This is a genomic window from Catenulispora sp. MAP12-49 (assembly GCF_041262705.1).
GTDB lineage: Bacteria > Actinomycetota > Actinomycetes > Streptomycetales > Catenulisporaceae > Catenulispora.
The window spans coordinates 101,563-128,182 of record NZ_JBGCCP010000010.1 but is presented as its reverse complement, the minus strand read 5'-3'; the positions used below and the strand labels follow the sequence as shown (position 1 = coordinate 128,182).

26 protein-coding genes, 1 tRNA gene and 1 pseudogene are annotated in these 26,620 nt (G+C 69.9%); 14 read left to right on the top strand and 14 right to left on the bottom strand.

The window, feature by feature from the left end:
- Window positions 1-71: 71 nt before the first annotated feature.
- Window positions 72-626 (bottom strand): DUF1772 domain-containing protein, encoded by a 555-nt coding sequence (locus ABIA35_RS20205; RefSeq protein ID WP_370358882.1) that lies wholly within the window; start codon window positions 624-626, stop codon window positions 72-74.
- On the bottom strand, window positions 623-1,477 hold the full coding sequence (locus tag ABIA35_RS20200) for an SDR family oxidoreductase (protein WP_370335884.1): 855 nt from the start codon (window positions 1,475-1,477) through the stop codon (window positions 623-625). Before ABIA35_RS20200 ends, ABIA35_RS20205 begins: the two co-directional genes overlap by 4 nt.
- 81 nt (window positions 1,478-1,558) lie before the next feature.
- Between ABIA35_RS20200 and ABIA35_RS20195 the strand changes: the two genes are divergently transcribed.
- Window positions 1,559-2,575, top strand: a complete 1,017-nt coding sequence (locus ABIA35_RS20195) for an AraC family transcriptional regulator (RefSeq protein ID WP_370358881.1) — start codon at window positions 1,559-1,561, stop codon at window positions 2,573-2,575.
- 45 nt (window positions 2,576-2,620) lie between these two features.
- Here ABIA35_RS20195 and ABIA35_RS20190 read toward each other — a convergent pair whose 3' ends face one another.
- The 3 genes from ABIA35_RS20190 to ABIA35_RS20180 all read right to left on the bottom strand — a co-directional run bounded on the left by ABIA35_RS20190 (window position 2,621) and on the right by ABIA35_RS20180 (window position 7,452).
- Complete coding sequence (locus ABIA35_RS20190) at window positions 2,621-3,808, bottom strand: DNA polymerase III subunit delta' (RefSeq protein ID WP_370335880.1); 1,188 nt, start codon at window positions 3,806-3,808, stop codon at window positions 2,621-2,623.
- On the bottom strand, window positions 3,805-6,531 hold the full coding sequence (gene tmk, locus ABIA35_RS20185; RefSeq protein WP_370358880.1) for a dTMP kinase: 2,727 nt from the start codon (window positions 6,529-6,531) through the stop codon (window positions 3,805-3,807). Before tmk ends, ABIA35_RS20190 begins: the two co-directional genes overlap by 4 nt.
- Window positions 6,532-6,666: 135 nt before the next feature.
- Window positions 6,667-7,452, bottom strand: coding sequence for a DUF4232 domain-containing protein (locus ABIA35_RS20180; RefSeq protein WP_370358879.1), 786 nt, complete (start codon window positions 7,450-7,452; stop codon window positions 6,667-6,669).
- On the opposite strand from ABIA35_RS20180, the pseudogene ABIA35_RS20175 reads away from it, so the two are divergent.
- Both ABIA35_RS20175 and ABIA35_RS20170 read left to right on the top strand, forming a co-directional pair.
- Window positions 7,439-7,789: pseudogene (locus ABIA35_RS20175) on the top strand (helix-turn-helix domain-containing protein); the annotation flags it as partial. The gene ABIA35_RS20180 and the pseudogene ABIA35_RS20175 overlap by 14 nt on opposite strands.
- Window positions 7,790-8,287: 498 nt before the next feature.
- Complete coding sequence (locus tag ABIA35_RS20170) at window positions 8,288-8,905, top strand: hypothetical protein (RefSeq protein WP_370358964.1); 618 nt, start codon at window positions 8,288-8,290, stop codon at window positions 8,903-8,905.
- A gap of 16 nt (window positions 8,906-8,921) precedes the next feature.
- Here ABIA35_RS20170 and ABIA35_RS20165 read toward each other — a convergent pair whose 3' ends face one another.
- Both ABIA35_RS20165 and ABIA35_RS20160 read right to left on the bottom strand, forming a co-directional pair.
- Entirely contained in the window at window positions 8,922-9,371 is a 450-nt protein-coding gene (locus ABIA35_RS20165) for an SRPBCC family protein (protein WP_370358878.1), read from the bottom strand.
- A gap of 78 nt (window positions 9,372-9,449) precedes the next feature.
- A complete protein-coding gene (locus ABIA35_RS20160) occupies window positions 9,450-9,812 on the bottom strand; it encodes a DUF488 domain-containing protein (protein ID WP_370358877.1) in 363 nt (120 codons plus the stop codon).
- A 53-nt stretch (window positions 9,813-9,865) separates the two neighbouring features.
- Here ABIA35_RS20160 and ABIA35_RS20155 point away from each other — a divergent pair, with 53 nt between their 5' ends.
- Window positions 9,866-10,333 (top strand): hypothetical protein, encoded by a 468-nt coding sequence (locus ABIA35_RS20155; protein WP_370335870.1) that lies wholly within the window; start codon window positions 9,866-9,868, stop codon window positions 10,331-10,333.
- A gap of 56 nt (window positions 10,334-10,389) precedes the next feature.
- Here the strand turns inward: ABIA35_RS20155 and ABIA35_RS20150 are convergent, their stop codons facing one another.
- From ABIA35_RS20150 to ABIA35_RS20135, 4 genes are all read right to left on the bottom strand, one after another.
- Window positions 10,390-11,241, bottom strand: coding sequence for an alpha/beta fold hydrolase (locus ABIA35_RS20150; protein ID WP_370358876.1), 852 nt, complete (start codon window positions 11,239-11,241; stop codon window positions 10,390-10,392).
- Window positions 11,216-11,857, bottom strand: coding sequence for a hypothetical protein (locus tag ABIA35_RS20145; RefSeq protein ID WP_370358875.1), 642 nt, complete (start codon window positions 11,855-11,857; stop codon window positions 11,216-11,218). The genes ABIA35_RS20150 and ABIA35_RS20145 overlap by 26 nt, the downstream gene beginning before the upstream one ends.
- Window positions 11,858-11,962: 105 nt before the next feature.
- Window positions 11,963-12,036: transfer RNA gene (locus tag ABIA35_RS20140), tRNA-Thr, on the bottom strand.
- A 48-nt stretch (window positions 12,037-12,084) separates the two neighbouring features.
- On the bottom strand, window positions 12,085-13,707 hold the full coding sequence (locus ABIA35_RS20135; protein WP_370358874.1) for an alpha/beta hydrolase: 1,623 nt from the start codon (window positions 13,705-13,707) through the stop codon (window positions 12,085-12,087).
- A gap of 161 nt (window positions 13,708-13,868) precedes the next feature.
- On the opposite strand from ABIA35_RS20135, the gene ABIA35_RS20130 reads away from it, so the two are divergent.
- Window positions 13,869-14,849 (top strand): hypothetical protein, encoded by a 981-nt coding sequence (locus ABIA35_RS20130; protein WP_370358873.1) that lies wholly within the window; start codon window positions 13,869-13,871, stop codon window positions 14,847-14,849.
- Here the strand turns inward: ABIA35_RS20130 and ABIA35_RS20125 are convergent.
- The gene (locus tag ABIA35_RS20125; RefSeq protein ID WP_370336477.1) at window positions 14,809-15,681 is read right to left on the bottom strand and encodes a stage 0 sporulation family protein; all 873 of its coding nucleotides are present in this window, start codon (window positions 15,679-15,681) and stop codon (window positions 14,809-14,811) included. The genes ABIA35_RS20130 and ABIA35_RS20125 overlap by 41 nt on opposite strands.
- Before the next feature lie 145 nt (window positions 15,682-15,826).
- On the opposite strand from ABIA35_RS20125, the gene pyrE reads away from it, so the two are divergent.
- From pyrE to fbaA, 4 genes are all read left to right on the top strand, one after another.
- Entirely contained in the window at window positions 15,827-16,396 is a 570-nt protein-coding gene (pyrE, locus tag ABIA35_RS20120) for an orotate phosphoribosyltransferase (protein WP_370335836.1), read from the top strand.
- 146 nt (window positions 16,397-16,542) lie between these two features.
- On the top strand, window positions 16,543-17,436 hold the full coding sequence (locus ABIA35_RS20115) for a hypothetical protein (protein ID WP_370358872.1): 894 nt from the start codon (window positions 16,543-16,545) through the stop codon (window positions 17,434-17,436).
- Between the two features lie 193 nt (window positions 17,437-17,629).
- Entirely contained in the window at window positions 17,630-18,394 is a 765-nt protein-coding gene (locus ABIA35_RS20110) for a DedA family protein (protein ID WP_370335832.1), read from the top strand.
- A 58-nt stretch (window positions 18,395-18,452) separates the two neighbouring features.
- On the top strand, window positions 18,453-19,478 hold the full coding sequence (gene fbaA, locus ABIA35_RS20105) for a class II fructose-bisphosphate aldolase (protein ID WP_370335831.1): 1,026 nt from the start codon (window positions 18,453-18,455) through the stop codon (window positions 19,476-19,478).
- 95 nt (window positions 19,479-19,573) lie between these two features.
- Here fbaA and ABIA35_RS20100 read toward each other — a convergent pair whose 3' ends face one another.
- Both ABIA35_RS20100 and ABIA35_RS20095 read right to left on the bottom strand, forming a co-directional pair.
- Window positions 19,574-20,347, bottom strand: coding sequence for a GNAT family N-acetyltransferase (locus ABIA35_RS20100; RefSeq protein ID WP_370335829.1), 774 nt, complete (start codon window positions 20,345-20,347; stop codon window positions 19,574-19,576).
- Window positions 20,348-20,414: 67 nt separating this feature from the next.
- The gene (locus ABIA35_RS20095) at window positions 20,415-21,662 is read right to left on the bottom strand and encodes an aromatic acid exporter family protein (RefSeq protein ID WP_370335827.1); all 1,248 of its coding nucleotides are present in this window, start codon (window positions 21,660-21,662) and stop codon (window positions 20,415-20,417) included.
- A gap of 164 nt (window positions 21,663-21,826) precedes the next feature.
- Between ABIA35_RS20095 and ABIA35_RS20090 the strand changes: the two genes are divergently transcribed.
- From ABIA35_RS20090 to nadC, 5 genes are read left to right on the top strand one after another with little or no spacing between them, the layout of a single operon-like run.
- The gene (locus ABIA35_RS20090; protein ID WP_370335825.1) at window positions 21,827-22,714 is read left to right on the top strand and encodes a Rossmann-like and DUF2520 domain-containing protein; all 888 of its coding nucleotides are present in this window, start codon (window positions 21,827-21,829) and stop codon (window positions 22,712-22,714) included.
- Entirely contained in the window at window positions 22,711-23,577 is an 867-nt protein-coding gene (panC, locus tag ABIA35_RS20085; RefSeq protein WP_370358871.1) for a pantoate--beta-alanine ligase, read from the top strand. The genes ABIA35_RS20090 and panC overlap by 4 nt, the downstream gene beginning before the upstream one ends.
- The gene (panD, locus tag ABIA35_RS20080) at window positions 23,577-23,996 is read left to right on the top strand and encodes an aspartate 1-decarboxylase (protein ID WP_015796930.1); all 420 of its coding nucleotides are present in this window, start codon (window positions 23,577-23,579) and stop codon (window positions 23,994-23,996) included. Before panC ends, panD begins: the two co-directional genes overlap by 1 nt.
- Window positions 23,997-24,034: 38 nt before the next feature.
- A complete protein-coding gene (locus tag ABIA35_RS20075) occupies window positions 24,035-25,708 on the top strand; it encodes an L-aspartate oxidase (RefSeq protein WP_370335821.1) in 1,674 nt (557 codons plus the stop codon).
- On the top strand, window positions 25,708-26,616 hold the full coding sequence (nadC, locus tag ABIA35_RS20070) for a carboxylating nicotinate-nucleotide diphosphorylase (RefSeq protein ID WP_370335819.1): 909 nt from the start codon (window positions 25,708-25,710) through the stop codon (window positions 26,614-26,616). The genes ABIA35_RS20075 and nadC overlap by 1 nt, the downstream gene beginning before the upstream one ends.
- Window positions 26,617-26,620: the final 4 nt, after the last annotated feature.

Genomic DNA, 26,620 nt, shown 5'->3' with positions numbered 1-26,620 from the left:
CGAAACGGCCCTGTGGGATTCCCTTAGCGAATCCCGCAGGGCCGTTCTCGCGTCCCACCCCCTCCAGCCGGTCAAACAGCGCTCCACGTCTGCGGCACGACCGGGGCCTGGGCCGGTTGCGCCGCGTCCCGGCCGCGGCGGCCGGCCATCAGCAGCGCCCGCGCCAGGCAGGCCGCGGCGCCCGTGCTGAGCAGCGCCCTTGCGACGTTCCACATGTTCCACGTGTCCTCGAAGTGGGCGCGGACGGCGGCCGGGTCCTTGATCGCCGCCGCGGTGCCGGCGGCGGCCAGCTGGTTGTTCAGCGGGATGTTGACCGCCATCGTGGTCAGCAGGCCGACCGTGTAGAGCGCGAGTCCGGCGGCGATCCACAGGCGCAGCTCGCGGTCGCGGCGGAAGGTGCGCAGGGCCCAGGCCGGGAGGACCAGGGCGCCGAAGAAGGTCAGGAAGAACACCGGGTTCTCGATCTTCTTGTTGATGTTCTGCATCGCCTCGATGAAGGTCCGGTCCCCGGAGGCGCCCAAGCCCAGCATCACCGAGCAGGCGAAGGCGTAGTAGACCCCGGCGATGAGCCCGGTCACCACCGTCGCGGCTGCCAGGACGCCGCTGCCGTTCATGCGTGTCTTCACTTCCAGACTCCGTTCTCGGCGGCGGCGCGTGCGTACTCCGTGAAGTCCCGCGGCGGTCTCCCTATAGCGCGACTCACTCCGTCGGCCACATAGGCGTTGCGGCCGTCCAGGACCTCCGTGAAGAGGTACGTGAAGATCTCGATCGCCGCCGGGTCCTCGCCTGCCTCCGCGAGGTACGCGGTGAACGCTTCAAGCGGAACCGACGTGAAGGCGATATCGCGCCCTGAGGACTCCGCTATAGCGTTCACCGCCTCCGCGAAGGTCAGCAGACGCGGCCCGGTGACCTCGTAGACCTGCCCGTGGTGCCCGTCCCCGGTGAGTGCGGCGACCGCGACGTCGGCGATGTCCTCGACGTCGATGAACGGCTCCCGGACGTCCCCGACCGGCAGCACCACCTCGCCCGACAGCACCGACTCCAGGAAGGAGCCCTCGGAGAAGTTCTGCGCGAACCAGCTGGAGCGCACCACCGTCCACTCCAACCCCGACTCCGCGACGGCCTCCTCGGCCCGCTGCGCCTCCTTCTCGCCGCGTCCCGACAGCAGCACCATGCGCCGCACTCCGGCCCGCCGGGCCTCCGTGCCGAACGCCGCCACCGCCTCGGGCGCCCCCGGCACGGCCAGGTCCGGGAAGAAGGACACGTAGACGCTCGTGACGCCCTCCAGCACCGAGGGCCACGTCGCCGTGTCCTCCCAGTCGAAGGCCGGGCTCGCCGAGCGGGAGCCGCGCCGCACGGCCACGCCGGCCGCCTCCAGCCGGTCGGCCACCCGGCGCCCGGTCTTGCCGGAGGCGCCGAGGACCAGGACCCGACCCGTGGCCGGATTCTCGTTTCCCGTGTTCTCGTTCGTGTTCATGACTCCAGTACAGCGGCCGCCGGTGAGATCCAGAATGGTCCAGACTCCACATATCCATACGCGATCGTCTACAGTCGAAGCATGGACGTCATAGCCGGGTTGCTCAACGGACCGCGTGCCGACGGTGCCTTCCTGCTGCGTTCCCTGCTCACCCCGCCGTGGTCGCTGCGGGTGCAGGACCAGGCGCCGCTGACCCTGGTCGCGGTGGTCTCGGGCACTGCGTGGGTGGTCCCGGAGCGCGTTCCCTCCACCGCCGGTGCGGTGACCGTCACCGGCGCGCCGACCCGCTTGTGCCGGGGCGACCTGGCGATCCTGCGCGGCCCGGACCCGTACGTCTTCGCCGACGACCCCGCGACCGAGCCGCAGGCCGTCATCCACCCCGGCCAGCGCTGCACCACGCCGGACGGCGAGGACCTCGGCGACCTCCGCGCTCTCGGCACGCGCAGCTGGGGCAACGCCCCCGACGGCGCCACCGTCCTGGTCACCGGCACGTATCAGGTCCTCAGCGAGATCTGCGCACCGCTGTTGTCCGCGCTCCCGCCGCTGGCCGTACTGCGCGACGGAGAGTGCGACACGCCGCTGATCCCGCTGCTGGCCGACGAGGTGGCCCGCGACACCCCCGGCCAGGACGCGGTCCTGGACCGGCTCCTCGACCTGCTGACGGTGGTCGCGCTGCGGACCTGGCTCGCGCGTCCCGACGTGGAGACCCCCGCCTGGTACCGCGCGCAGGACGACCCGGTGGTCGGGACTGCGCTGCACCTGATCCACGACGACCCCGCGCATCCCTGGACCGTCGCAGGCCTCGCGGATGCGGCGCACGTGTCGCGTGCCGCCCTCGCGAGGCGCTTCACAGCGGAGGTGGGGGAGCCGCCGATGGCGTACTTGGCGAACTGGCGGCTCGCGCTGTCCGCGGACCTGCTGCGTGACCCCGCGGCGACCATCGCATCAGTGGCCGAACAAGTCGGGTACGGCAGTGCGTTCGCGCTGAGCGCCGCCTTCAAGAGAGTGCGCGGCATCAGTCCTAAGGAACACCGGGAACGGGCCGCCCGCGAAGCGATTCCCGTGGCGGCAGTGCGGCCATGGCGTGTGGCCGTATAGCGAACCTCTACTAGAGACTCACTGTCGTTCCTCGCGAAAGCGTCTCTACCGGAGACTCACAGCCATAGCCTCCACCGCGAGGAGCGGAGCCACGTTCCGCTCCACCGCCTTCCGGCACGCCAGCACCGCCTCGATCCGTCGCAGCGTCGCCTCAGGCGTCCCCGACGCGGCGATCTTGCGCACGGCCGCGTACTGGTCGTCGTGGATCGGCTCGCTGACGTCGCCGCCCGCCCCGCCGATCGCGCCGAGCTGTACGGCCAGCACGTCCCGATAGAACGCCGCGAGGTCCACCAGCGCCAGGTCGAGCGCGTCGCGCTGCATCCGGGTCGCGCGCTTCTTCTGCCGCGACTCCAGATCCTTCAGTGCGCCGGCCGCGCCCGGTACCGCTTTGCGCGACCCTTCCTGGAACCCCAGGGCGAGTCGCATCTCCGCCGTCTCTATAGCGTTGCGCTCCTCGGCATCGCGCTTGGCCTCGGAGACGGTCGCGTCGACCAGCTTCTGCGCCGCTGCCAGGGCCGAACCCAAGTCGGTCAGGGACGAGGTCAGAGCCAGCACCTCGGTGCGCTTGGACCGTGCCTCGTCGTCCGTCGCCAACCGCTTAGCGCGCCCGATGTGACCCTGCGCCGCGCGGGCCGCCTCGCGGGCGCGGATCGGGTCCACTCCGTCGCGGCGCACCAGGATCTCCGCGACAGCCGCCGACGGCGGCGTGCGCAGCAGCAGGTGGCGGCAGCGGGAGCGGATTGTGGGCAGCATGTCGTCGCGCCCGGGGGCGCACAGGATCCACACCGTGCGGGGCGAGGGTTCCTCGACGGCCTTCAGCAGCACGTTGCCGGCCGCCTCGGTGAGCCGGTCGGCGTCCTCGATCAACAGCACCTGCCACCGGCCCGAGGCCGGGGTCATCGACGAGCGCCGCACCAGGCCTCGGGTGTCGGCCACGCCGATCGAGAGCTGGTCGGTGGCCAGCTGCAGCACGTCGGGGTGAGTGCCTTCCAGAACGGTCCGGCAGCCCAGACAGTGGCCGCAGCCGGGCTCGCTCTCCGTCGTGCACTGCAGGGCCGCCGCGAACGCGCGCGCCGCCGTGGAGCGGCCCGAGCCGGGCGGTCCGGTCAGCAGCCAGGCGTGCGTCATGCCGTTGCCGAGTGCGGCCTGCGACAGCTCGGCGCTGACGTGGTCCTGGCCGACCAGGTCGGTCCAGACGCCGTACGGCTGGAACCCCGCGCCCTCGCCGCTCATGCGTCGTCCCCGCTGTGCCGCGACTGGTGCCGGGCCCCGAACAGTTCGTCCGCCATCGACAGCGCGTCCTGTTCCGGTTCCTCGTCGAACTCCGGCTGCGCGACGTAGTCCGGGACTTCCCATTCGCCGCGGACGGGAGGCGCTGTGATGTCCTCGGCCCGCGAAGACGGAGAGGAGGCAGGGGACGAAGGCGACGCCGAAGCCGAAGCCGAACTCGAAGGCGAAGCCGAGGCACCCGGCCCGGCGGCGCGCGGCGGCGCGGCCGCATCGGACGCCTGCCCCGGCCGCGGCGTCGGCCGGTCGGTCGGTGCTGCCGGTGCTGCCGGTGCGGTCGGTGCGAGCCGCGAGGACAGATCCCCGGCCCCCTGCACCCCCTGTGCCCGGTCCCGCGCCGCCCGCTCGGCCTTGGCGGCGTCCTCCTCCAGCCGCCGCCGGTGCTCCTGCCGCGCGGCCTCCCGCGCCTCCTGCTCCCGCTGTGCCTGGTCGCGCTGCTCGGCCTCGGCCTCGGCCCGCCGGCGCTCGGCGTCGGAGAGCTCGGCCATCTGCACGGCGCGATCCGCGGCCGCCTTGCGCCGCTCTGCCTCGCGCCGCTCCGCCTCCTCGGTCCGCTGCTGGCGCGACAGGTGGATCCGGCCCTCCAGCCGGGCCCGGATGCGCCCGGAGATCTGCTCGATCGGCTCCAAGGCGTTGATCACGACGAACCGCTCCGGCTCGGCCGTGGCCAGCTCCAGGTAGCGGTTGCGGACCCGCCGGTGGAAGTCCACCGACTCCAGCTCCAGGCGGTCCGCCGGAGTCTTGCGGCGCCGCGCGGCCTCGATCGGGTCCAGGTCCATCAGGATCGTGACGTCCGGCATCAGCCCCTGCGTGGCCCACTGCGAGAGCAGCTCGACCTCCCGGGCCGACAGTGCACGGCCGGCGCCCTGATAGGCCAGCGAGGAGTCGACGTAGCGGTCGGTGATGACCACCGCGCCGCGCTCCAGCGCCGGCCGGATCACCCGCTCGACGTGGTCGGCGCGGTCCGCGGCGTAGATGAGGGCCTCGGCGCGCGGAGAGATGACGTCGGCGTTCCGCGCGTCCAGGACGATGTGCCGCAGCTTGGTGCCCAGCGGGGTGCCCCCGGGCTCGCGGGTGACCACCACCTCGTGGCCCTGCGCGCGCAGCCAGTCGGCCAGCAGGTCCAGCTGCGTGGACTTGCCGCTGCCGTCGCCGCCCTCGAACGACAGGAAGGTGCCGGTATAGGTGTGTGCGGTTCTTTCCATCCCACCCCGGTCGGGCAGCGCTTCCCCGCCGGTTTCGGTCGCCGCCGGTCCGGAGGTGATCCCCGACTCCGCCACGCCCCCGGCGCGCGTCGGAGCGGCGGAGCGCTTAAGCGCCGCCTTCAGTTCGTTCCGCAACGATTTCCCTGGCACGGTGTCCATCATCCTGTACGCCACCCACCCGACGCCCGCCGCCAGGAGTCCCGCGCCGAAAAGGGTGATGGCCGCGCCACCATAGGTGACCGACAGGCCGGGAAGGCTTAGCGTGTGCGCGCCGAATATCCCGGCCACCGCCGGGGACACGGCCAGGATCAGCACCAGCGTCACCCTGATCAGCGACTGCACGAAGGCGAACGTCCGGCCGCGCAGCTCGTCGGCCACCTCACGGCCCAGCATCGTCTGCCCGATGATCCACGCGGTCCCGCCGAGGAAGCCGATGACCAGCGCGCACAGCACGCTGAGCAGCAGGACCGGCACCAGGGCGAACACGCACAGCACGATCCCGGCGGCGAAGATCACCGAGCCGAACAGCCGCTCCCGCGACACCACGGCCAGCACCCGCGATCCGGAGAACATCCCGGCGGCCAGCCCGAGGAAGACTGTGCCGAACAGGACGCCGTAGGCGGCCTGACCGGCGTGCAGGTCGCCGACGTAGGTCCGGGCCAGCCCGACCACGGCGCCGCCGGCAGCGAAGGCGCCGGTTGTGCCGATGATCACACCGCGGATCTTCCGGTCGTTCCCGAGATAGCGCCAGCCGTCGATCAGGGTCCGGAGCGGGGAACGGGTGTCGCTGGTGTGCCGGCGCTCCGCTGCGCGCTCTGTGGCGGACCGCGCGGGGATGCTCTTAAGGCGCGCGATGGTAAGGGCGGAGAACAGGAAGGTGAGTGCGTCGAAGTAGAGAGCCAGACTGACCGGCTTCGCGGTGAAGAACGCCCACTGATTCGCCAGTGCTCTGGTGATCAGCGACAGGACAGTGAACACCCCCGCCGCGATAGGGGCGGTCCCGTAGGCGGTCAGCAACGACACCTGGTTCGCCGGCTCCAGAAGCCGCGGCGGCACCAGGTTCGGGACCGTGGCCTCCTTGGCGGGGATCCAGAACATCGCCGCGATCTCGATCAGGAAGGTCGCCGCGAACAGCCACCACAGCGTTCCCACCACGGGGATCGACACAAAGAACAGGCAGCGCGCGCTGTCGCCGGCCACCATCGTCCAGCGCCGGTCCAGCCGGTCGGCGACCACCCCGGCGATCGGGCCGAACAACACCGCCGGGATCAGCCGGACCACGAAGACTCCGGCCACCGCATAGGAGCGCCCGGCGTACCCGCCCCCGGCGAGGGTCGCCGCCAGGGAGGACTGCGCGAGCAACCCGAGCCAGTCGCCGAGGCTGGACAGCGACAGCGCCGTCCACAGCCGGCGGAAGTCGGGGATGGCGAGGACCTCGCGGATCCCGGCCGATGCTGACTCCATGCAACCACGGTAATGCTGTGCGTTTTCGAACGGGGCGGACAGGCACCGTGGTTCGGCGGCGCGGGTGATTCTCCGTACCGCCGGACCACGGATGTCCGACCTTCCTCCCCTGCCCGTCACCGGCCCGCCGGGACGTCACCAGGCGATGGCGCTCTGAAGATCCGACTGCCAGTAGGTGACGAACGCCTTGTCCATGTCGACATAGGTACCGCCGGGCAGGGGCAGCGTCATGGAACCCGGCAGGGAGCCGGACTGGTCCCGCGTCTCCAGGAACACCTCGACCTGCTTCTCGAGCACCGGGGTGCCGCCGGAGCCGTCGGCCGCGGAGGTGCCGATCGCGGCGTACGCCGACTCGCCGGGGGCGATGGTGACCACGGCCTGCGGCTTGCTGTCCTCCACGGCCTGGGTGACGGACTGCTGGTCGGCGTCCAGGCGCAGGCCGGGGTAGTAGTACAGGTTGCACGTGGTGCTGCCGGTGTTGGTCACGGTGAGCAGGACGTGGTTGACGGGGCGGGTGAGGCTGGTCACGGTGCCCTTGAGGTGCCCGACGGCGCAGTCGCCGGGAAGGTCCGCGCCGGAGTCGTCGCTCGTGGTCGAGGGCTTCGAGGCGGGCTTGGCGGCGTTGGCGCTCGTCTTCGGCGCGGCGGGCGCCTGCGCCTGGGTGGAGGTCTGTATCTGATTTGAAGGCTGTGCCGGCGTCTGGGTCTCGGTCGGCGCGGCGGGTGCGGCCGGCTGGGAGATGCTCGGCGCGCCGCCCGGCTGGCTCGTGCCCGGGGCGCTCACGGCGGTGGTGTTCGTCCCCGCGGCCGCCGCGGAGGGCTTCGCAACGGTGCTGCCACAGGCGGCCATGCTCATCAGAGCGGAGAGGGTGAGGGTGGCCGGCAGGAGCGGCTTGGCGATGTGAGTGATGCGCTTCGTCATGCTTCGGAGCCTGTCCGTTCCGGGGCCGCGCCCGTTGGGGGTGGAAGGCTTCCGGAGTGTGCGCGGGACGGTTTCCCGTAGCATGAGCTGCGGATTAGGGGCCGGGACGGGACGCCGATCCGGGACGGGAGGGAGCCGCGTGGTGTCGGTGTCTGAGGATTTCGCCGCTCTGCTGAGGGATCTGAAGGAGCGTTCGGGGCTCAGCTACGGGGTTCTGGCGAAGCGGTTGCACGTGGGGACCTCGACGCTGCATCGGTATGTGCAGGGGGAGACGGTGCCCCCGGAGTACGGCGTCATAGAGAAGTTCGCGCGGTTGACCGGAGCTTCCGCCACGGAGATGGCGACGCTGTATCGGTTGTGGATGGCGGCGGTTGAGGCGCGTTCCTCAACGAGTGCTGAGGCGGTTCCGGAGACGGTCTCGGAGCCGGTTCCGGAGGCGGCGGTCTCTGCCTCTGAAGAGCCGCCTGCGTCTGAGCCTTCGTCTCCACCTCCGTCTCCTTCTCTGCTGCCTTCCCCTTCCTTCTCTCCGCAGCGTCGGCGGCGGCTTCTTCCCGCAGTGGCTGTGCTCGCGGTCCTCGGGGTCGGGGCTGCTGTAGCGGGCGTCGCTTTCGCGTCGTCGGGATCCAGTCCTCAGGGGACTGCGGGCCCTAAGGCGGGTTCAGTGCCGAGTTCTCTACAGAGTTCGCCGAGCCTTCCCGCTACTAGCGGTTCCCCTACAACAGCCTCCACCAGCACCACCACTTCTCCCGCTTCCGCGACTTCCCCTACGTCCCCGCCCTCATCCGCGTCCTCTGCTTCCTCCGCTCCCTCCGCTTCTTCCGCTCCGCCCATTGCGGTGACCATCCGTCCCTACCAGTGGGAGGACAAGTGCCTGCAGTGGTACCTGCTCAACAGGAAGCCCGGCGAGGTTCCTCCGCCGCCGACCGAGCAGGACGCGCGCGGATGGGCCAGCGCACTGGGCGCCGTGCCGGCCGGGACCATGAAGATCGAGCTGTCGGTCCAGGGGACGTCCTCGGACACGGTGGTGCTGCAGGGACTGCACATTCGGACCGTCAGTAGGGCCGCTCCGTTGCCGTGGACCGCGTACTCCATGGCGCAGGGATGCGGCGACGGCATAGTGCCGGCCGCGTTCAACATCAACCTGGACGCCGACCGTCCGCTCGCGCACGCCACGCCCGGCCAGCAAGGCGACACGACGACCCCCGCTGTCGACTTCCCCTTTAAGGTCTCCGAGTCCAACCCGCAGGTGCTGACCATATATGCGCACGCGCATAGCGTGAACGTCGCCTGGTACCTGGAGCTGGACTGGAGCAGCGGTTCCCGGTCCGGGACCGTCCGGATCGACGACCACGGCAAGCCGTTCCAGACCAGCGGCGCACAGGGGCGTCCGATCTACGACTACGACACGGACTCGAACAGCTGGTTGATCGACACCACGGCCGTCATACAGTGAGGCACTGGCAGGGGCGTTACTCGGACCCGGGGCCGGTGCCCGCTTCCAGCGTCTCGGCGGCTTTCTTCAAGCCCTCGGCTTCCATGACGACGTACTGCCGGGTGAGCTTGCCGTAGAACAGGGAGATGAGCCCGCTGAGCGCGCCGGTCTGCTCCACGCCGAGCGTCATGCGTGCCCCGCCCTCGCCCCGGTCCTCCACGAAGTGGACGGCGCGGACCTTGACCCCGGTGGCCTTCATCTCCCAGACGAAGGACTTGCCGGGCTCGCACTCGGTGACGGTGTAGACGGCGGCTTTCAGCTTCGGCTGGGTGACCCGCGCACTGCTGCCGACGTCCAGTTCCCCCTGCTGGAGGCGTTCGACCGTGGTCATGGAGGCGGACCACTTCGGCCAGGACTCCACGTCGGTCAGGGTGCGCCACACGGTGGCCGGGGCGGCGTCGATGTCGATCGCGGTCTGGAACTTCATCAGGATTCCCTCCCTACGCTCCCATCCCTTTGTACCGCAGAGCCTTTACTCCCCTGCCGAGGGGTATCCGTCCTAACGCTAAGAGTCCTCCCGCAGACGCTTGAGCAGGACCGGCACATGGCTGTGGTCGACGTCCTTGGCGGCGGTGATGAGGGTGACGGTGTGCGCGGCGTGCAGATCGCGGATCTCCTTGAGCGCGGCCTGCTCCGTGTCTCCGTCCAACTCGGCGTTATAGCGCGCCTCGAACTCGGCGTACTCATCGCGATGCGCGTGCAGCCACTTCCGCAGATCATTGGAGGGCGTCGCGTCCTTGGCCCACAGATCGAGCGCGGCCTCCTCCCGACTCACTCCCCGTGGCCATAAGCGGTCGACGAGAACGCGCTTCCCGTCAGCCTCGGCCGCCGCCTCATAAGCCCGCTTCACCCGATAGTCACCACTCATGCCGCCAGGCTATTAGTCCCCCACCCGCCCGACCGGTCTGCAAGGCTGACCGTGTGACCATCTGGGACGACACCGCGGACAGCACCAAAGAGCTCATGTTCACCTCACTGGACTACGCCCTGGAGAACGCCCAACTCTCCGACCAGCCCTTCACCCCCTTCTCCTTCGCACACCACGAGGACGGCACCGCCACCCTCACCCGCTTCGCGGTGCCGCCGGACGCCGACGTCCCCGAGACGCTGGAAGCGGCCCGCGCGCACCTGGAGACCGCGCACCCGGGCACCACGGCGATCACCCTTGCGTACGACGGCTACACCACCTACGAGGGCGAACGCACCGAAGCCGTCTTCGTCGAGACCCACCAACTCGACCTCCCCCGCACCCTCATCCTGGCCCAGCGCTACCTCCGCGACACCGGCGAACTGCAGCCCCTCGGTGACCCGATGCTGCAGGCGGAGACGGACCCGCTGGTGCTGCGGGTGGCGGAGGACGAGGACGCGGGCCAGGGCGAGGTGGAGTAGCCGCTAGCTCGGTCGCTAGCTGTGGCTGCCGGCCGCCGGCCGCTGACCGCCGACCGCTACCCGGTCGTCGCGAAGGCGATGGCCGGCACGACCACGGACCACGTCGGCCGCGGCGGCGCCTGATGACCCACCCCGTCCAGCACCAGCAACTCGGCCCCCGGAATCGCCTCGGCGACCGCGGCCCCGTGCTCCGACGGGAACATCGGGTCCGCGGCCCCGTGAATGACAATCGTCGGCACACTGACCGCACTAAGCAGTGCCAGCATGTCCCGCTCGGGCCCATCCGCCCGCTTCATCACATTGTGGTTCCCGGTGGTCCGCAGGTCAGGGCTCCGGTCATAAATACGCCCGGCCGCCTCGCGAACAACACCCTCATCGAACCCCAACGGCCCCCAGTGAATCCGAGCCCCCCGCACAAGGTGCTCAACGACCGCCTCCCGATCACCCCAGTCCGGATCAGTCATAGCGCCATAGGCCTCAAGAAGCTGCGCCGTCAGCGGCGGCAACTCAGCAGGGAACACCGGACTGGTCGAGATCAACGCGAGCGAAGCCACCTTCTCCGCATGATCAACCGCCATGTACTGCCCAATCGCCCCACCCATCGACAACCCCGCGACCCCCGCCCGCCCACCACCGAACACCTCGACCAACCCCACCGCATCCCCCACCAAGTCGAGGAACCCATACCCCGGCGCCCCCACCGGATACGAAACAGACCGCCCAGTGTCACGCAGGTCGTACCGAATCACGAACCGCCCAACCCCGGCCAACGCCAAACAGAAATCGGCCTCCCACGTCTCCATCGACCCACCAGCCCCCGGTATGAGAAGCAGCGCGGAATCGGCCGGATCACCGAAGGTCTCGACACAGAGCTCGACCCCGTTAACACCCACCATTTGCTCGGTCATGGATACCAACGTAGGGGGAATTCGGCCCCGTCGGCTGCTCGGCCAGGTACTGCCGCGCGGCGCGCCAGTTGCCGAAGGCGCGCGGACCGGTTTCAGGATCTTCCGTCAGCCTGAGACACAGATCGACTATTCGAACGGACAAGGTCATGTATTCCGTCGCGATACGCTCAATGTCACCGATGGTGAAGGGCCGCTCGTCGTCGTAACGCCGCACGCGACTCCGAAGGCAGAAATAGGCCCCATCCAGGGGCCCGCCCCAATACCTGGGCTTCGCGCCTTCCCCCAACGTGCTGGTCTCCGACCACACCCCGTGGATCACCGCGTTACGCAGGGCGGAAAGCGGCCGGGCTTCGTCGAGCAGGCGCATAAGGGCTTCATGGCCCTCCGCGCCAAACTTCTGCATCCCGTGGTCAGAGTATTTGAGCAACGTCTTAGTGGTATCGATCAGCCACTCTGTCGACTGACCTTCCAACAGAATCCACGTATAGCTGTCGTCGTAGAAAAGCTCATCGATCGCTTGCCGCAGCACGTCATCAAGCACAGCACTCTCGTAAGCAACAAGGCCGATCGCCTCGGAGAGCGCGGGATCGTAGGGGTGCGGCCTGCTCCAGTCCATGGCGGAAGTGTCGTTGCGCGCCGCATGCCGGGCAACAGGCTTTCGCTACCCGCTCAGCCAACGAAAAAGCCCAGGCCAGACATCGTCTGACCTGGGCTTCGCCTGAGCCTCCTGTCGGAATCGAACCGACGACCTACGCATTACGAGTGCGTCGCTCTGGCCGACTGAGCTAAGGAGGCCCGACCCGTCAGCATGCACCGCGGGCCGGGGCACGAGTGTACCTGACGCTAGGGGCTGACGTCACAAGTGATCCCTGGCGGGGGGACTGTGCCTTGGAGGAGGTAGGCGTCGACTGCGTTGTCGATGCACTGGGAGCCTCGGGTGTAGGCGGTGTGGCCGCTTCCGTTGAAGGTGAGGAGGTGGCCGTTCTGGAGTTGTTTGGCCAGGCCCTGGGCCCAGGGGTAGGGGGTGGCGGGGTCGTCTTTTGTGCCCACTACGAGGATGGGGGCGCTGCCTGGGGCGGTGATGGGGGCGGGCTTGGATTCGGGTTTTACGGGCCAGGTGGCGCAGGAGAGGTCGGCCCAGGCGAGCATTTCGCCGAGGAGGGGGGCTTGGGACTTGTAGTCCGGGACTTCTTTGGCCTCGATTTGTTGGGCGTTCTCGGCGTCGGGGTCGGGGCGGTCGAGGCAGTTGATGGCGATGTTGGCGTCTGTCTGGTTGTCGTATGTGCCGTCGGTGCGGTCGTTGTAGAGGTCCGCCCACTGGAGGAGGCGGGTGCCGTCGCCGTTCATGGCGGCGCTGAGGGCGTCGCGGAGGTCTCCCCAGTACTGGGGGACGTACATGACCTGGAGGACCGCTGTGAGGGCCAGGCCGTAGTTCACTGTGCGGTTGGCGTCGTGGGTGGGGACGGGGTGGTCCTGGAGGGACTGGAGGTAGGTCATCAGTTTGTCGACTGCTGTGGCGCTGTCGGTGCCGAGGGGGCAGCCGGAGTGGGTGACGCAGTCGGCGGCGAATTCGCGGATCAGTTTCTCGAAGCCCTGGGCCTGGGCGATGTTCATCTGCTTGGCGGTCAGGGTCGGGTCGATGGCGCCGTCCAGGACCAGGCGGCCGGTGTTCTGGGGGAACAGGCCCGCGTAGACGGCGCCCAGGTAGGTGCCGTAGGACTTGCCGAGGTAGTGCAGCTTGGTGTCGCCGACGACGGCGCGGATGACGTCCATGTCGCGGGCCGCGTTGGGGGTGCCGACGTAGGGCAGCAGGCGGGCCGACTTCTGCTCGCAGGCCTTGCCGATGGCCTGGGACTCCTTCACGACCTCCGCGACCTGGGCGTCGGTGCGGGGCATCGGGTCGGCCGAGACGAACTCGTCCATGGCCGCGGTGTCGTTCGACAGGCAGCGGATCGGGTCCGACTGGCCGACGCCGCGGGGGTCGAAGCCGATGAGGTCGTAGTGGGCCGCGACGTTCTTGGTGACGACGCTCGGGTCCTGCGCGTAGGCGATGCCCGCGCCGCCGGGGCCGCCGGGGTTCAGCAGCAGGGAGCCCACGCGCTGGTCCGCGGGGCCGGTGGCGGCTTTGCGGGTCGCCATGATGTACGTCGTGCCCTTGGACGGGTCCGAGTAGTCCAGCGGCACCGTGATCTTCGCGCAGGTCCAGCCGGGGCCGCTGCTGTCCGAGGTGCAGGACGCCCACGTCGGCTTCTGGTCGTAGAACTGCTGCAGGTCCGCCGGGACGGCGTCGGTGGTGGCGGCCGCGGGGGCGGGCGCGTTGGCGGAGGTGCTGCCCGAGGCGCCGCGTCCCCCCGGGGTCGGAGGCTTCTGCGACGCATGCGAGCTGCTGCTGCTGCACCCAGTGGTCAGGAGAAGGCCGGCGACGGCCACCGCTACGGCCCGCCGTGCTGTCGGACTGGGGTTCACGGGCAGTTCTCCTCCTGCGGCGCGGGGTGTCGTTTGTGACTAGCTATCCATAAACGTCCGATTCCACACCACGTCACGGCCAGCAGGGGGAGGTTCACTCCGCCACAATGCGTGCTGTGGGGCTAATAGAACCAGGACTGCTTGATGAAGCGGGACTGGCCGTGACGAAGGTCGTGCAACCGCATCTCCGGGCGCCGATGGTGGCCCGGCTCTCGGCGCTGCGCACAGGTGTTGCTCCCGAGGTCGCCGCGGACGAGTCGGCCGACGCGATCGCTGTGGCGACCGCCATCGATGATCTCTATGTTCGCTCTTTCACCCTCGCCAAGGTCTCGGCAGGCCTCGCGGTCGCTGACGCGCCGGCCGCATTGCGGGCAGCGCGCGCTGCCTGGCGGGCGGCGAAGGCCATACCGGACATGCACTCGAAGACCATTGCGCTTGCTGAGGCGGGTGGTGCGCTCAGTGCGGTCGACCGGACGCGTGCCGATCGTGCCCTGGCCGAGGCCGAGAGTCTTGCGGACGCGGCGTGCTCTTGCCGCCGGCGGTGCCTGCTCGCCGCTGTCCTCGAACGGGTTGCTTCGCAGAACCCGGAGGATGCGCTGGCGAAAGCGGATCTGGTACCAGACCCACAGCTCAGAGGGCGCGTCCTGGCTCGTGCCATTCCCCGGCTGGCAGCCGTTGATCCCCGGCGTGCCGTGGCCTTGATGGAACACGTGCCCGATCTCCACGAGCAGATCGAGGGGTGGGTCTCTTTGTGTGATGTCTTCTCGGGTACGGATTCTGAGCTTGCAGTCTTCGCCGCTGAATGCGCTGAGGCGGACGCCGGCTTCTCACACAACAAGCTGGTCCGACTTATGACGCTCGCACGGGTGGCGCGGTCCGTTCACCGGGCCGACCCTGTCCGCGCCCGGGTGATCCTGACCGCCGCGGAGACGGCGTTCGCGGACGTCGAGCACAGCCACCAGCGGTCTGTCGCGGCGGCTGAGCTGGCACGGGCCCAGGCGGTGTCCGATCTGGACGCAGGGCTGAGAACCGCGCGACAGATCGTGCACGTGGACGTCCACGCGGACGCCCTCCTGCGGCTCGCCGAGGACTTGAAGAGCCCTACTGGCCGCCTTCGTCCGCCTCCGCGTCCCACCGCATAGAACCGTCCTTACGTGAGGACTCATAGTCCTGACGCGAACCGCAGACCGAAGCGAGCGAGCACGAGCATGTCCGCCCCGTCTCGTCCAGCCGCACCTTCACCGTCTCCGACGGCACGTTCAGCCCGACGACCCGCCCCGGACCCTCCGGCGTCACCACCTTCTCGCCGCGCGCGGGCGCCTTGGCCTTGGTCTCGACATAGAGCGGGTGCTCATACTTGAGACAACACATAAGCCGCCCGCAGGCGCCGGAGATCTTCAGCGGGTTCACCGGCAGGTCCTGGTCCTTGGCCATGCGGACCGACACAGGCTCGAAGTCCTTAAGGAACGTCGAGCAGCAGGTGTCGCGTCCGCACGGGCCGATTCCGCCCTGGATCCGTGCCTCGTCGCGGGCGCCGAGTTGGCGGAGCTCGATGCGGGCGTCCAGTTCGCGGGCGAGGGTTCGGACCAGTTCGCGGAAGTCCACGTACTGCGGGGCGGAGAAGTAGACGGTGATCTGCTTCTCCGACTCCACGAAGTCGACGCCGACCACCTTCATCGGCAGTCCCTGCTCGCGGATCTGGCGCTTGGCGACGACCCGGGCGCGGGCCCGGCGTTCCCGGCTGCGCTCGTCGCGGGCCAGGTCGTCCGGGGTGGGGAAGCCGACGAGGTCGTCCAGGCCGCCGATCTCCGCGTCGTCCTGGGTGTCGACCCACTGCGGTGCCCAGATGCACTCCGCCACCTCGGGGCCCGCGGAGGTGGGCACCAGCACCTTGTCGCCGACCTTCGGGCTGATCGGCCCGGGGGCGTAGTAATACAGACGGCCGTAGCGGGTGAAGCTGACGGCACAGATCATCGCCACAGACGGCTCCCAAAACTGGCGACAGCACACGGCTCGGACACGACGCTCACCCTGTTGAGCCTAAGCGCAGTCCTCGGCCCGAGGCGAGAGGCTGAGGAACGCGATCGGCGGCGGCGCCGGGTTGGCTACCCTTGGGGGCATGTCCAACGCGCCGATCGTCGCCCAGCCCAGCCCCGCCCGTGATGCCCTCCTGAAGGAGATCCAGGCCAAGGCGGTGGTGCGCGGGGAGGTCACGCTGTCCTCCGGGCTCAAGGCCGACTGGTACCTGGACCTGCGGCGGATCACGCTGGACGGGACGGCCGCGCCGCTGGTCGGGACCGCGATGCTGGAGCTGACGCGGGAGCTGGACTTCGACGCGGTCGGCGGGCTGACGATGGGCGCGGACCCGGTCGCGACCGCGATGCTGCACGCCGCAGCCGCCGGCGGGTCCACGCTGGACGCGTTCGTGGTGCGCAAGGCGGCCAAGGCGCACGGCATGCAGCGCCGCATCGAGGGGCCGGAGGTCGCCGGGCGGCGCGTGCTCGCGGTCGAGGACACCTCCACGACCGGCGGTTCTCCGCTGGAAGCGGTGCGCGCGCTGAGGGAGGCCGGAGCCGAAGTGGTGGCAGTGGCTACCATCGTGGACCGGGCCACGGGCGCCGCGGAGGCGATCGCGGCGGAGGGGCTGCCGTACTACACCGTCTATACGCTGGGGGATCTTAATGTCTGACACACATCGCGTCGTGTAGACAGAGGAGGTCGCGCGCGCTGTGAGGCGTTCGCGATTATGGCCGTGGATCAGACGCAACCAGCGTGGTGGTTCGCGCGTCTACCTGCCAGAACCTAATCAGGTGTCAACACTTTGGGGTGCGGGCTGTGGAAGAGCGGGACGAGCTAGAGATCGAGACGAGGCTACGTGCTGCGCTGCAGGCACGCAGTGAACTCGTCACGCATTCCACGCTCCGGCCCGGTATCCCGCCGAACGAGCACACGGCGGGGGTGCGGGCCAAGCGGGACGCCTGGTGGTCGTGGCGCCGGATGTGGGTGCCCGTCACCGTCGCCGCCGCGCTGGCCGGCGGCGTTTTCGCGGGTGCGCAGCTGCCGTCGGGCTCCGGCAAGGGGACGGTCAGCGCGGGTTCGTCCGGCGGCGAGTCCAGCGTCCAGGGCGCCGTTACCGGCACCCCGACCGGCTCGGCCCCGACGCCGGGCCTGAGCGCGGCGTCGGGTACCGCCTCGAGCGTGGGCACGCTCGACTTCACCCTGGCCGACGGCTGGCAGCTGACCAAGATCTCCGGCACCGCCGGCTGCGTGACGCCGGCGACCAGCCCGGCTCCGAACCCGGCGGCCGCCGGCACGGACACGCTGCCCTGCGGTGTGGACGGTCTCTACCTCAAGTCGGACGCCACGGCGACCTCCTGGCCGCTGAGCACCGCGACCAAGGACACCGGCTGGTGGCCGGGCGAGGCGGCCTCCGCCTCCGCCATCACCTGCCCGGCGGTGAAGCCCGGCGGTTCCGGCATGGTGAAGGCCTCGATGGTCCTGCGGTCCTCGGCCAAGTACGCGCTCGCGGGGCAGGCCACGGCCGAATATCATGAATGGGCGGTGACCTGCGACAACGGGCCCGGCGTGCAGCCCATGCTGTGGAAGCTCAACGCCGCCCCCGGCGCCGCGGCACCGGCCGCGTCCGGCGTGGCCGCGGTGGTCTCCTCGGACCCGCAGTACGACTCGGCGCTGCTCGGTATGGTGGGCTCGCTGCACCAGTCGAGCTGACCGGCGCCGAGAGGCTGCCCAGAGGCTGCCCCGCGCACCGGTCGTCCAAGCTCATAGCGTCGCTGTGCTCCCGGCCCGATCAGGTCCGACCAGGGTCTGAACAGGGTCCGACCCGGGTCTGACCAGGCCGGGAGCCGTCCGGGACGCCGTCAACTGCCACACGCTGTAGTAACGACAAGGTAGCCTCAGTCCTGTGACCTCCACCATGGCCCACTTCCTGGCCTTCAATCCGATCTCCGCGACGGACTGGATCAACGCGCTCGGCAACTTCGCCGTGCTCGGCGTCTGCGCGATCATCTTCGCCGAAACCGGTCTGATGATCGGGTTCGTCCTGCCCGGCGACTCGCTGCTGTTCATCGCCGGCCTGCTCACGCTGTCGGGCAAGTCCTCGGCCGGCGTGACCAACACCCACCACCTGTCGCTGCCGCTGCTGCTGCTGGCCGTGCCGATCTGCGCCGTGGCCGGCGCCCAGCTCGGGCACTACCTCGGCGCGCGCTTCGGCCGACCGCTGTTCGACAAGCCGGACAGCCGGCTGTTCAAGCGCGAGCACGTGGACAAGGCCGAGGAGGTGTTCAACAACTACGGCGAGACCAAGGCCGTGGTGCTGGCGCGCTTCATCCCGATCGTGCGCACCTTCATGAACCCGGTCGCCGGTGTGCTGGAGATGCCCGCCAAGAAGTTCTTCATGGCGAACCTGGTCGGCGGTGTTATCTGGGCCGACGGCGTGCTGCTGCTGGGCCGCCTGGCCTCCAACGCGATCAGCGCGGACAAGGTCGACAAGTACATCATCCCGATCACCCTGGTCATCGTGGCGCTGTCGCTGCTGCCGATCTTCTTCGAGTGGCGCAAGACCAAGAAGGCCCAGAAGGCCCAGAAGGCCGGGGGCGCCGGTCCTGCCGCTTATCCGCAGAGCGACCAGGATTCGGTCGCTTCGAGCGGTCGGCACCGCAGCCGGTAAACTGCGCCCCAGCAGCGCTAATCCGAGTGCGACCGTCCCACCCAAGGAGACAACAGCGATGGCTATCGCGACCCCTGAGGTCTACCGCGAGATGCTGGACCGGGCCAAGGCCGGCCGGTTCGCCTACCCCGCGATCAACGTGACCTCCTCCCAGACGCTGAACGCCGCCCTGCGCGGCTTCGCCGAGGCCGAGAGCGACGGCATCCTGCAGATCTCCACCGGTGGTGCGGAGTACCTGTCCGGCTCCGTCAAGGACATGGTCACCGGCTCGGTGGCGCTGGCGGAGTTCGCGCACGTGGTCGCGGCCAAGTACGACATCACGGTGGCCCTGCACACCGACCACTGCCCGAAGGACAAGCTCGACGGCTTCATGCGGCCGCTCATCGAGGTCTCGGCCGAGCGGGTCAAGGCCGGGCAGCAGCCGCTGTTCCAGTCCCACATGTGGGACGGCTCGGCGGTGCCGCTGGACGAGAACCTGCAGATCGCGCAGGAGCTGCTCGCCAAGTGCGCCGCGGCGAACATCATCATGGAGCTGGAGATCGGCGTCGTCGGCGGCGAGGAGGACGGTGTCGCCAACGAGATCAACGAGAAGCTCTACACCACCGCCGAGGACGTGCTGAAGACCGTCGACGCGATCGGCCTGGGCGAGAAGGGCCGCTACCTGCTGGCGGCCACGTTCGGCAACGTGCACGGCGTGTACAAGCCGGGCAACGTCAAGCTGCGCCCGAGCATCCTGCACGACATCCAGGAGGCCGTCGCGGCCAAGCACGCCGGCCACGGCGACAAGCCGTTCGACCTGGTCTTCCACGGCGGCTCCGGCTCCACCCTGGAGGAGATCCGCGAGGCCCTGGACTACGGCGTGGTGAAGATGAACATCGACACCGACACGCAGTACGCGTTCACCCGGCCGATCGTCGACCACATGTTCAAGAACTACGACGGCGTCCTGAAGGTCGACGGCGAGGTCGGCAACAAGAAGACCTACGACCCGCGCACCTACGGCAAGTCGGCCGAGGGCGGCATGGCCGCGCGCGTCGTCGAGGCGTGCACGGACCTGCGTTCGGTGGGGACGAAGCTGAAGTAGTCCGCTGACAGCGCATAGTGGGGCGCACTCCTTGTATAGGGAGTGCGCCCCACTTGTCTGTTCTCGGAACGTATAGCGCTCGGAACGTATAGCGCTCAGAACGTATAGCGCGCCCGCCCCGAGAAGCGCTCGAACCCCAACCGCCGGTACACCGGCGCACCCAGCGCTGTAGCGGTCAGCGTCGCGCTCTTGGCCCCGGCCCGGAACGCGCCGTCGATGGCGGCGGCGGACACCAGCGCGCCGAGCCCGCGATTGCGCGCGGAGGTCTTGGTGGCGACCCAGAACAGCCCGGCGGAGTCCTCGTGCCGGAATGCCAAAGCGGCCGCAGCCGGCTTACGCTCCGCATAGGCGACGAACGCGTGGACCCGCGGGTCCAGCAGCACCGCGTGCGAGGCGAAGTGCGACACCGTCTCCGGGTCCTGCTCCGCCTCGATCCGCAGAGCGCGGTGCACGTCCGCGAACGAGTCGGCCTCCTCGGCGTCGCGGACCTCGGCGAGTTCGACGTCGAACCCCGGCGTCGGGACGGCCGGCGCCGACGCGATCCCCATGTCCTCCAGCTCAATGCCGCGGGTCATCCCCGCCGCTTCGGCCGCGGCTATGAGATCCGCGTCCCCGTCGACCGAGGCCCAGAGGTTCAGCCGCTGACCGTGCTCCTCGCCGAAGGACCGGACCGCCTCGACCGACTTCTCCGCCGGGACCCCGCGGTCGAACCGCCGCGCGGAGCTGTAGAACAGCGATCGGAGGAAGGGGCGTGCCGACGCCACCATCAGCATCCCCGCGTCCTCGCCGACGACGGCGCCGTCCTCGCGCTCCGCGAACAGGCGCGCGGCGGCCAGTGTGGTCCGGTCGCTCTGGTCCAGGAAAGTCATACCGCGCATCATCCTTCAGTTCCGTGGGACTGTGCGTGGTGAAAACAACCCGCTTATAGTCGGCTACTCAGGTAGACGCGCTGGGCACCGGTGCGGGGAGGATCTCGGGGATGGCCAGGACGTGCGGGCCCTCCACCGGGTCGAGTTCGTAGAGCATCCGCCGCCCCTCGTCCAGGAGCGAGCCGTGCACCGACCACTTCTCCACCGCGTACGCCCCTATGGGGAGCATGTCCTCTATCGCCGAGAGCTGATGGTCCGCGGCGGCGGTGATGATGACCTTCAGCTCCTCCAGGACCTGGCGGCTGTCCCGGTCCGGGATCTGCAGGCGGCCGAACCGGTTCAGGGCGCGGCCGACGTCCAGCAGCAGTATCGCCAGGGCCCCGGGGACCTCGGTGGTGGCCGGCAGGCCACGGGCGCCGTTGGCGAGGTCGGACAGGCCCCGGAGCATGCTGTTCAGCTGCGAGGAGACGTGGCTCAGGCAGATCGCCGCCTGGTCGACGCGGTTGACCTCCTGCTCCAGGGACGAGCGCCGGGGGTGGTAGCGGACGGCCTCCTCGGCCTGGTCCGCGATGTCCTCGGCGTCGGCGCTGTCGCCCTTCAGCGCGCGGGAGCGTTCGAGCCACTTCTTGGCGTCGGCCGCGGACCACTTGGTGCTCAGCGCCTTCGAGACGTCCCGGCACAGCTGCGCCAGGTCGTCGGCCAGGTCCGCCAGGTCCTTGGCGGCGGTGTCGCTGTAGGTCGGCGGGGCGATCAGCGCGTTGGCGACGACGCCGACCGCGGCGCCGACGAGGGTGTCGTAGATGCGCTCCATGCCGTAGCCCCGGCCCAGGCTGTAGACCAGCAGCGAGGTGGTCGCGACCTGGTTGACCTGGGTCCCCAGCCGCAGGGTCCGGCCGATCATCAGCGCGACGATCACCAGGAGCGAGAGCGTGAACCAGGTCAGCTCCACGAACCGGCCGATGATCAGGGCGGCGATGACCCCCAGAAGGACCGCCGCGACCTGTTGCAGGCCGCGCCGGAAGGTCTGGTAGATGGTGACCTGCATGGTGATCAACACGGCCACCGGCGCCAGGACGGCATGGAACTGCGGGTGGCCGTGGTAGATCACCCGCTTGGCGATCTCCCAGGCGACCGCACAAGCCAGGGCGGTCTTGAGTGTCTGTATGAACGCTTCACGTTCGCGGCGGTACCAGTGGCGTACGCCGTGCAGCTGAAGGACGCGCACCGAGTGCTCGATCCCGGAGCGCAGGGTGGTGTGGCCACGGTCGAGCATCTCCCGGGTGAACTCGGCGACCGAGTCCGTGGAGCGTGGCATGGGGGAATCATGGCAGACCCGCACTGGTGGGAGCGCTAGGCGGCGCGTATGTGAGATCGCACATGGTGACCGCGACACGGGTGACGGGATACCCTGATCGCGCCATCATTTTGATACGACTGGTACCCGCAGAGGACTGGATCGTAGAAAGATAACGGGAGCCCATGGATTCCGCAGAGTCCCGCCTGGCGGTCGGGGTCGTCGGCACCGGCCGCGTCGGCTCGGCCCTCGGCGCAGCGTTGCAGCGCGTCGGCCATCACGTGGTCGCCGCCTCCGGCGTCTCCGAGCAGTCGGTCCGCCGAGCCGACAAACTTCTTCCCGGCGTCCCCCTCCTGCCCCCGCAGGAGGTGCTGGCCGTCGCCGACCTGGCGTTGCTCACCGTCCCCGACGACGCCCTGCCGGGCCTGGTCGAGGGCCTGGTGGCGACCGGGTCGATCAAGCCGGGCACGATACTGGCCCACACCTCGGGCCGCTTCGGCTACACCGTCCTGGACGCCGCCACCCGCGCCGGGGCCCTGCCGCTGGCGCTGCATCCGGCCATGACCTTCACCGGCACCGAGGTGGACGTGGCGCGGCTGGCCGGGTGCTCCTTCGGGGTGACCGCGCCGGACCCGCTCCGCCCCATCGCCGAGGCCCTGGTGGTGGAGATGGGCGGAGAGCCGGAGTGGATCGAGGAGTCGGCGCGGCCGCTGTACCACGCGGCCCTCGCGTACGGCTCGAACTACCTGGTCACCCTGGTCGCGCAGGCCCAGGACCTGCTCGCGGCGGCCGGCGTCCGGGAACCGGGCCGCATGCTCGGCCCGCTGCTGGGCGCCGCGCTGGACAACGCCCTGCGCTCCGGCGACCTGGCGCTCACCGGGCCCGTGGCGCGCGGCGACGCCGGGACGGTGGCCGCGCACCTGGAGGTGCTGGCCGACCGCGACCCGCAGGCCGCCCGCGGCTACCGCGCCCTGGGCCGCCTCACCGCGGACCGCGCCCTGGCCTCCGGACTGCTCTCCGCCGAGAAAGCCGAACCCCTGCTCGGAGTTCTGAACAAGGAGCCTGAAGCATGACAGCGCTCGTCCACACCCGCGCCGACCTGCAGCCCTTCCTGGACGGCTTCGCCAACGGCAAGCGCGGCGTGGTCATGACCATGGGGGCGCTCCACGAGGGGCACCTGGCGCTGCTGAAGCAGGCCCGCCACGACTGCGACCTGGTCGTGGCCACCATCTTCGTGAACCCGCTGCAGTTCGGCCCGAACGAGGACTTCGACCGCTACCCGCGGACGATCGACGACGACCTGAAGCTCTGCGCGGAAGCCGGAGTGGACGTCGTCTACGCGCCGGCCGTGGAGGAGGTCTACCCCGGCGGGCAGCCGATCGTGAAGGTCACCCCGGGCCTGATGGGGGAGGTCCTGGAGGGCGCGTTCCGCCCCGGCTTCTTCACCGGCGTCCTGACCGTCGTGAACAAGCTGCTCAACCTGACCGGTCCGGACATGGCGTTCTTCGGGCAGAAGGACGCGCAGCAGCTCGCTCTTGTGCGGCGCATGGTGCTGGACCTGAACATGCCGGTCGAGATCGTCGGCGTCCCCACGGTCCGGGACGAGGACGGCCTGGCCAAGTCCAGCCGCAACCGCTACCTCAGCCCTGAGGAGCGCTCTACTGCGCTCACCCTGTCGCGCGCACTGTTCGCCGGACAGGAGAAGGCCGCAGAGGGCGTCGACGCAGTCCGCGACGCCGCCAACGCGGTCCTGGAGCAGTTCGGCGCCGCCGGCGGCCTGGCTGTGGACTACCTCGCACTCGTCGACCCGCGGGACTTCTCGGAGGCCCCGCCGGCGTTCACCGGACAGGCCGTGCTCGCGGTGGCGGCGCACGTAGGCACCACCCGCCTCATCGACAACCTCCCCCTCACCCTCACCACCCACGGAGCCCGCTGATGTACCGCACGATGCTCAAGTCCAAGATCCATCGGGCCACGGTCACCCAGGCCGACCTGCACTACGTGGGCTCCGTGACGATCGACGAGGACCTGATGGACGCCGCCGACCTGCTGTCCGGCGAGCAGGTCGCGATCGTCGACATCGACAACGGCGCCCGCCTTGAGACCTACGTCATACCCGGGCAGCGGGGCACCGGCGTGATCGGCATCAACGGTGCCGCCGCGCGTCTGGTGCACCCCGGGGACCTGGTCATCCTGATCTCCTACATGCAGGTGGACGACGTGGAGGCGCGTAGTCTTCAGCCGAAGGTGGTGCACGTCGACACCGAGAACCGGATCGTGGCCCTCGGGGCCGATCCGGCGGAGCCGGTGCCGGGCTCACAGGTACTGAGCCGGGGCGACGTCACCGCGAACTAAGGGGTACCGGAACTGGCGGTACGTGAGGGGCAGATGACATGGTCCAGCGGCTGAGGGCACCCCATCCGGGGTGGCGGGCATACGCGGACACCGTGGTGGTCGGATCCGGCGTGGCCGGCATCACGGCGGCGCTGGCCGCACGGCAGGCCGGCAGCGTGCTGCTGGTGACGAAGGCGCGCCTGCAGGACGGCTCGACGCGGTGGGCGCAGGGCGGCATCGCCGCGGCGCTCGGTGTCGGGGACACTCCGGAGGCGCACCTGCAGGACACGCTGGTGGCCGGCGCGGGCGTCTGCGACGAGGACGCGGTGCGGGCCCTGGTGACCGAGGGCCCGGCGGCGGTCCGCCGGCTGATCGCCCTGGGCGCGGAGTTCGACAAGAACGCGGACGGCGACATAGCGCTGGGCCGCGAGGGCGGGCATCTGGCCCGACGCATCGCGCACGCCGGCGGTGACGCCACCGGCAAGGAGGTCTCGCGCGCGCTGATCGCGGCGCTGGAGCACACCATCGGCGAGATCGAGGTCATCGACCACGCGCTGGTCCTGGACCTGCTCAAGGACGAACACGGCGGCGCCGCCGGCGTCACGCTGCACGTCATGGGCGAGGGCGCGCGCGACGGCGTCGGCGCGGTCCACGCCAAGGCCGTGGTGCTGGCCACCGGCGGCATGGGGCAGGTCTTCGACGCCACCACGAACCCCTCCGTCGCCACCGGGGACGGCGTCGCCCTGGCGCTGCGAGCCGGTGCGGCGGTCGCGGACCTGGAGTTCGTGCAGTTCCACCCGACGGTGATGTGGCTCGGCGGCGCCGCGCGCGGCCAGCAGCCGCTGATCTCCGAGGCGGTCCGCGGCGAGGGCGCGTACCTGGTGGACGGCAGCGGCGTCCGCTTCATGGTCGGACAGCATCCGCTGGCTGAACTGGCGCCGCGCGACGTGGTCGCCAAGGGCATCATGCGGCGTATGGCCGAGACCGGGGAGCCGCACGTGTGGCTCGACGCGCGGACCGGCGTGGGCGAGTTCTCCGACGAGTACTGGCGGACCCGGTTCCCCACCATCCGCGAATCCTGCCTCCAGCACGGGATCGACCCGGCCAAGGACCTGATCCCGGTCGCTCCGGCGGAACACTTCGCGTCCGGCGGAGTCCGCACCGACATCTGGGGACGTACTTCCATTCCGCGCCTGTACGCGTGCGGAGAGGTCGCCTGTACCGGAGTGCACGGAGCGAACCGCCTGGCGTCCAACTCCTTGCTGGAGGGCCTGGTCTTCGCCGAGCGCATCGGGGCGGACCTGGGCAAGCGGCTGCCGTGGACCGAGACGCCGGTCCCGGTCGAGGCGCCGGAGGACGTGGTGGACGTGCTGTTGGAGCCCTCGGTGATGGCCGAGGTGCAGCACACCATGACCGCCGGCGCGGGCGTGCTGCGCACCGCGGAGTTGCTGGACCGCACCGCCGACGAGCTGGAGCGGCTCGCCGAGCGCGGCGCCGAGGCCCCGCACCTGGAGGCGTGGGAGGCGACCAACCTGCACCTGCTCGCCAGCGCGCTGGTGAAGGGCGCGGCGCTGCGGACCGAGACCCGCGGATCCCACTGGCGTGAGGACTACCCGGAGAGCGCGGACCGCTGGCTGGTGCGCCTGGCGACCCGCCTGGACCCCGCGACCGGGAACCTGATCACCGAGAAGCAGCCGCTGCGCAGCGCTGAGATGGATGGAGTGAAGCCCTGATGAGCTCGTTGTCCCCGGACATCGCCAAAGCTTTGACCGACGGCGGCCTGGACCCGGATTACGTGACGTCGGTGATCATGATGGCCCTGGACGAGGACCTGGCCGACGGGCCGGACGTCACCACCGAGGCCACGGTCTCCGCGGACGCCACCGACACCGCGGACTTCGCCGCGCGCGCGAACGGCGTCGCCGCCGGCGTCCCGGTCGCCGCCGCGGTCTTCGACCTGGTATCGCAGGGCACGGCGAAGATCCGGCAGGCGGTGAAGGACGGCGAGCGGGTCGAGCCGGGCACCGTCCTGCTCACCGTCACCGGCGCTACGCGGGATCTCCTTACCGGGGAACGCACAGCGTTGAACCTCCTGTGCCACCTGTCGGGGATCGCTACGCAGACCCGCCTGTGGGTGGACGCGGTGGAGGGCACCGGCGCGAAGATCCGTGACACCCGCAAGACCACGCCCGGACTGCGCTCGCTGGAGAAGTACGCGGTGCGGTGCGGCGGCGGCGTGAACCACCGCATGTCGCTGTCCGACGCCGGTCTGGTGAAGGACAACCACGTGGTCGCCGCGGGCGGCGTCGTCGAGGCGTTCGAGGCGGTGCGCAAGGCCCACCCCGGGCTGCCGATCGAGGTCGAGATCGACTCGCTGGAGCAGCTGCCCGGCGTGCTCGCGGCCGGCGCCGAGCTGATCCTGCTGGACAACTTCACGCCGGAGCGCATGCGCGCGGCGGTGCAGGTGACCGGACGCAACGAACTGTACGGACGCACCCGGCTGGAGGCTTCCGGCGGGCTGACGCTGGACCTGGCCCGCGCCGTCGCCGAGACCGGGGTGGACTACCTCTCGGTGGGCGCGCTGACGCACTCGGCGCCGGTCCTGGACATCGGCTCGGACTTCCGCGAAGAAGGGGAGTAGCCCT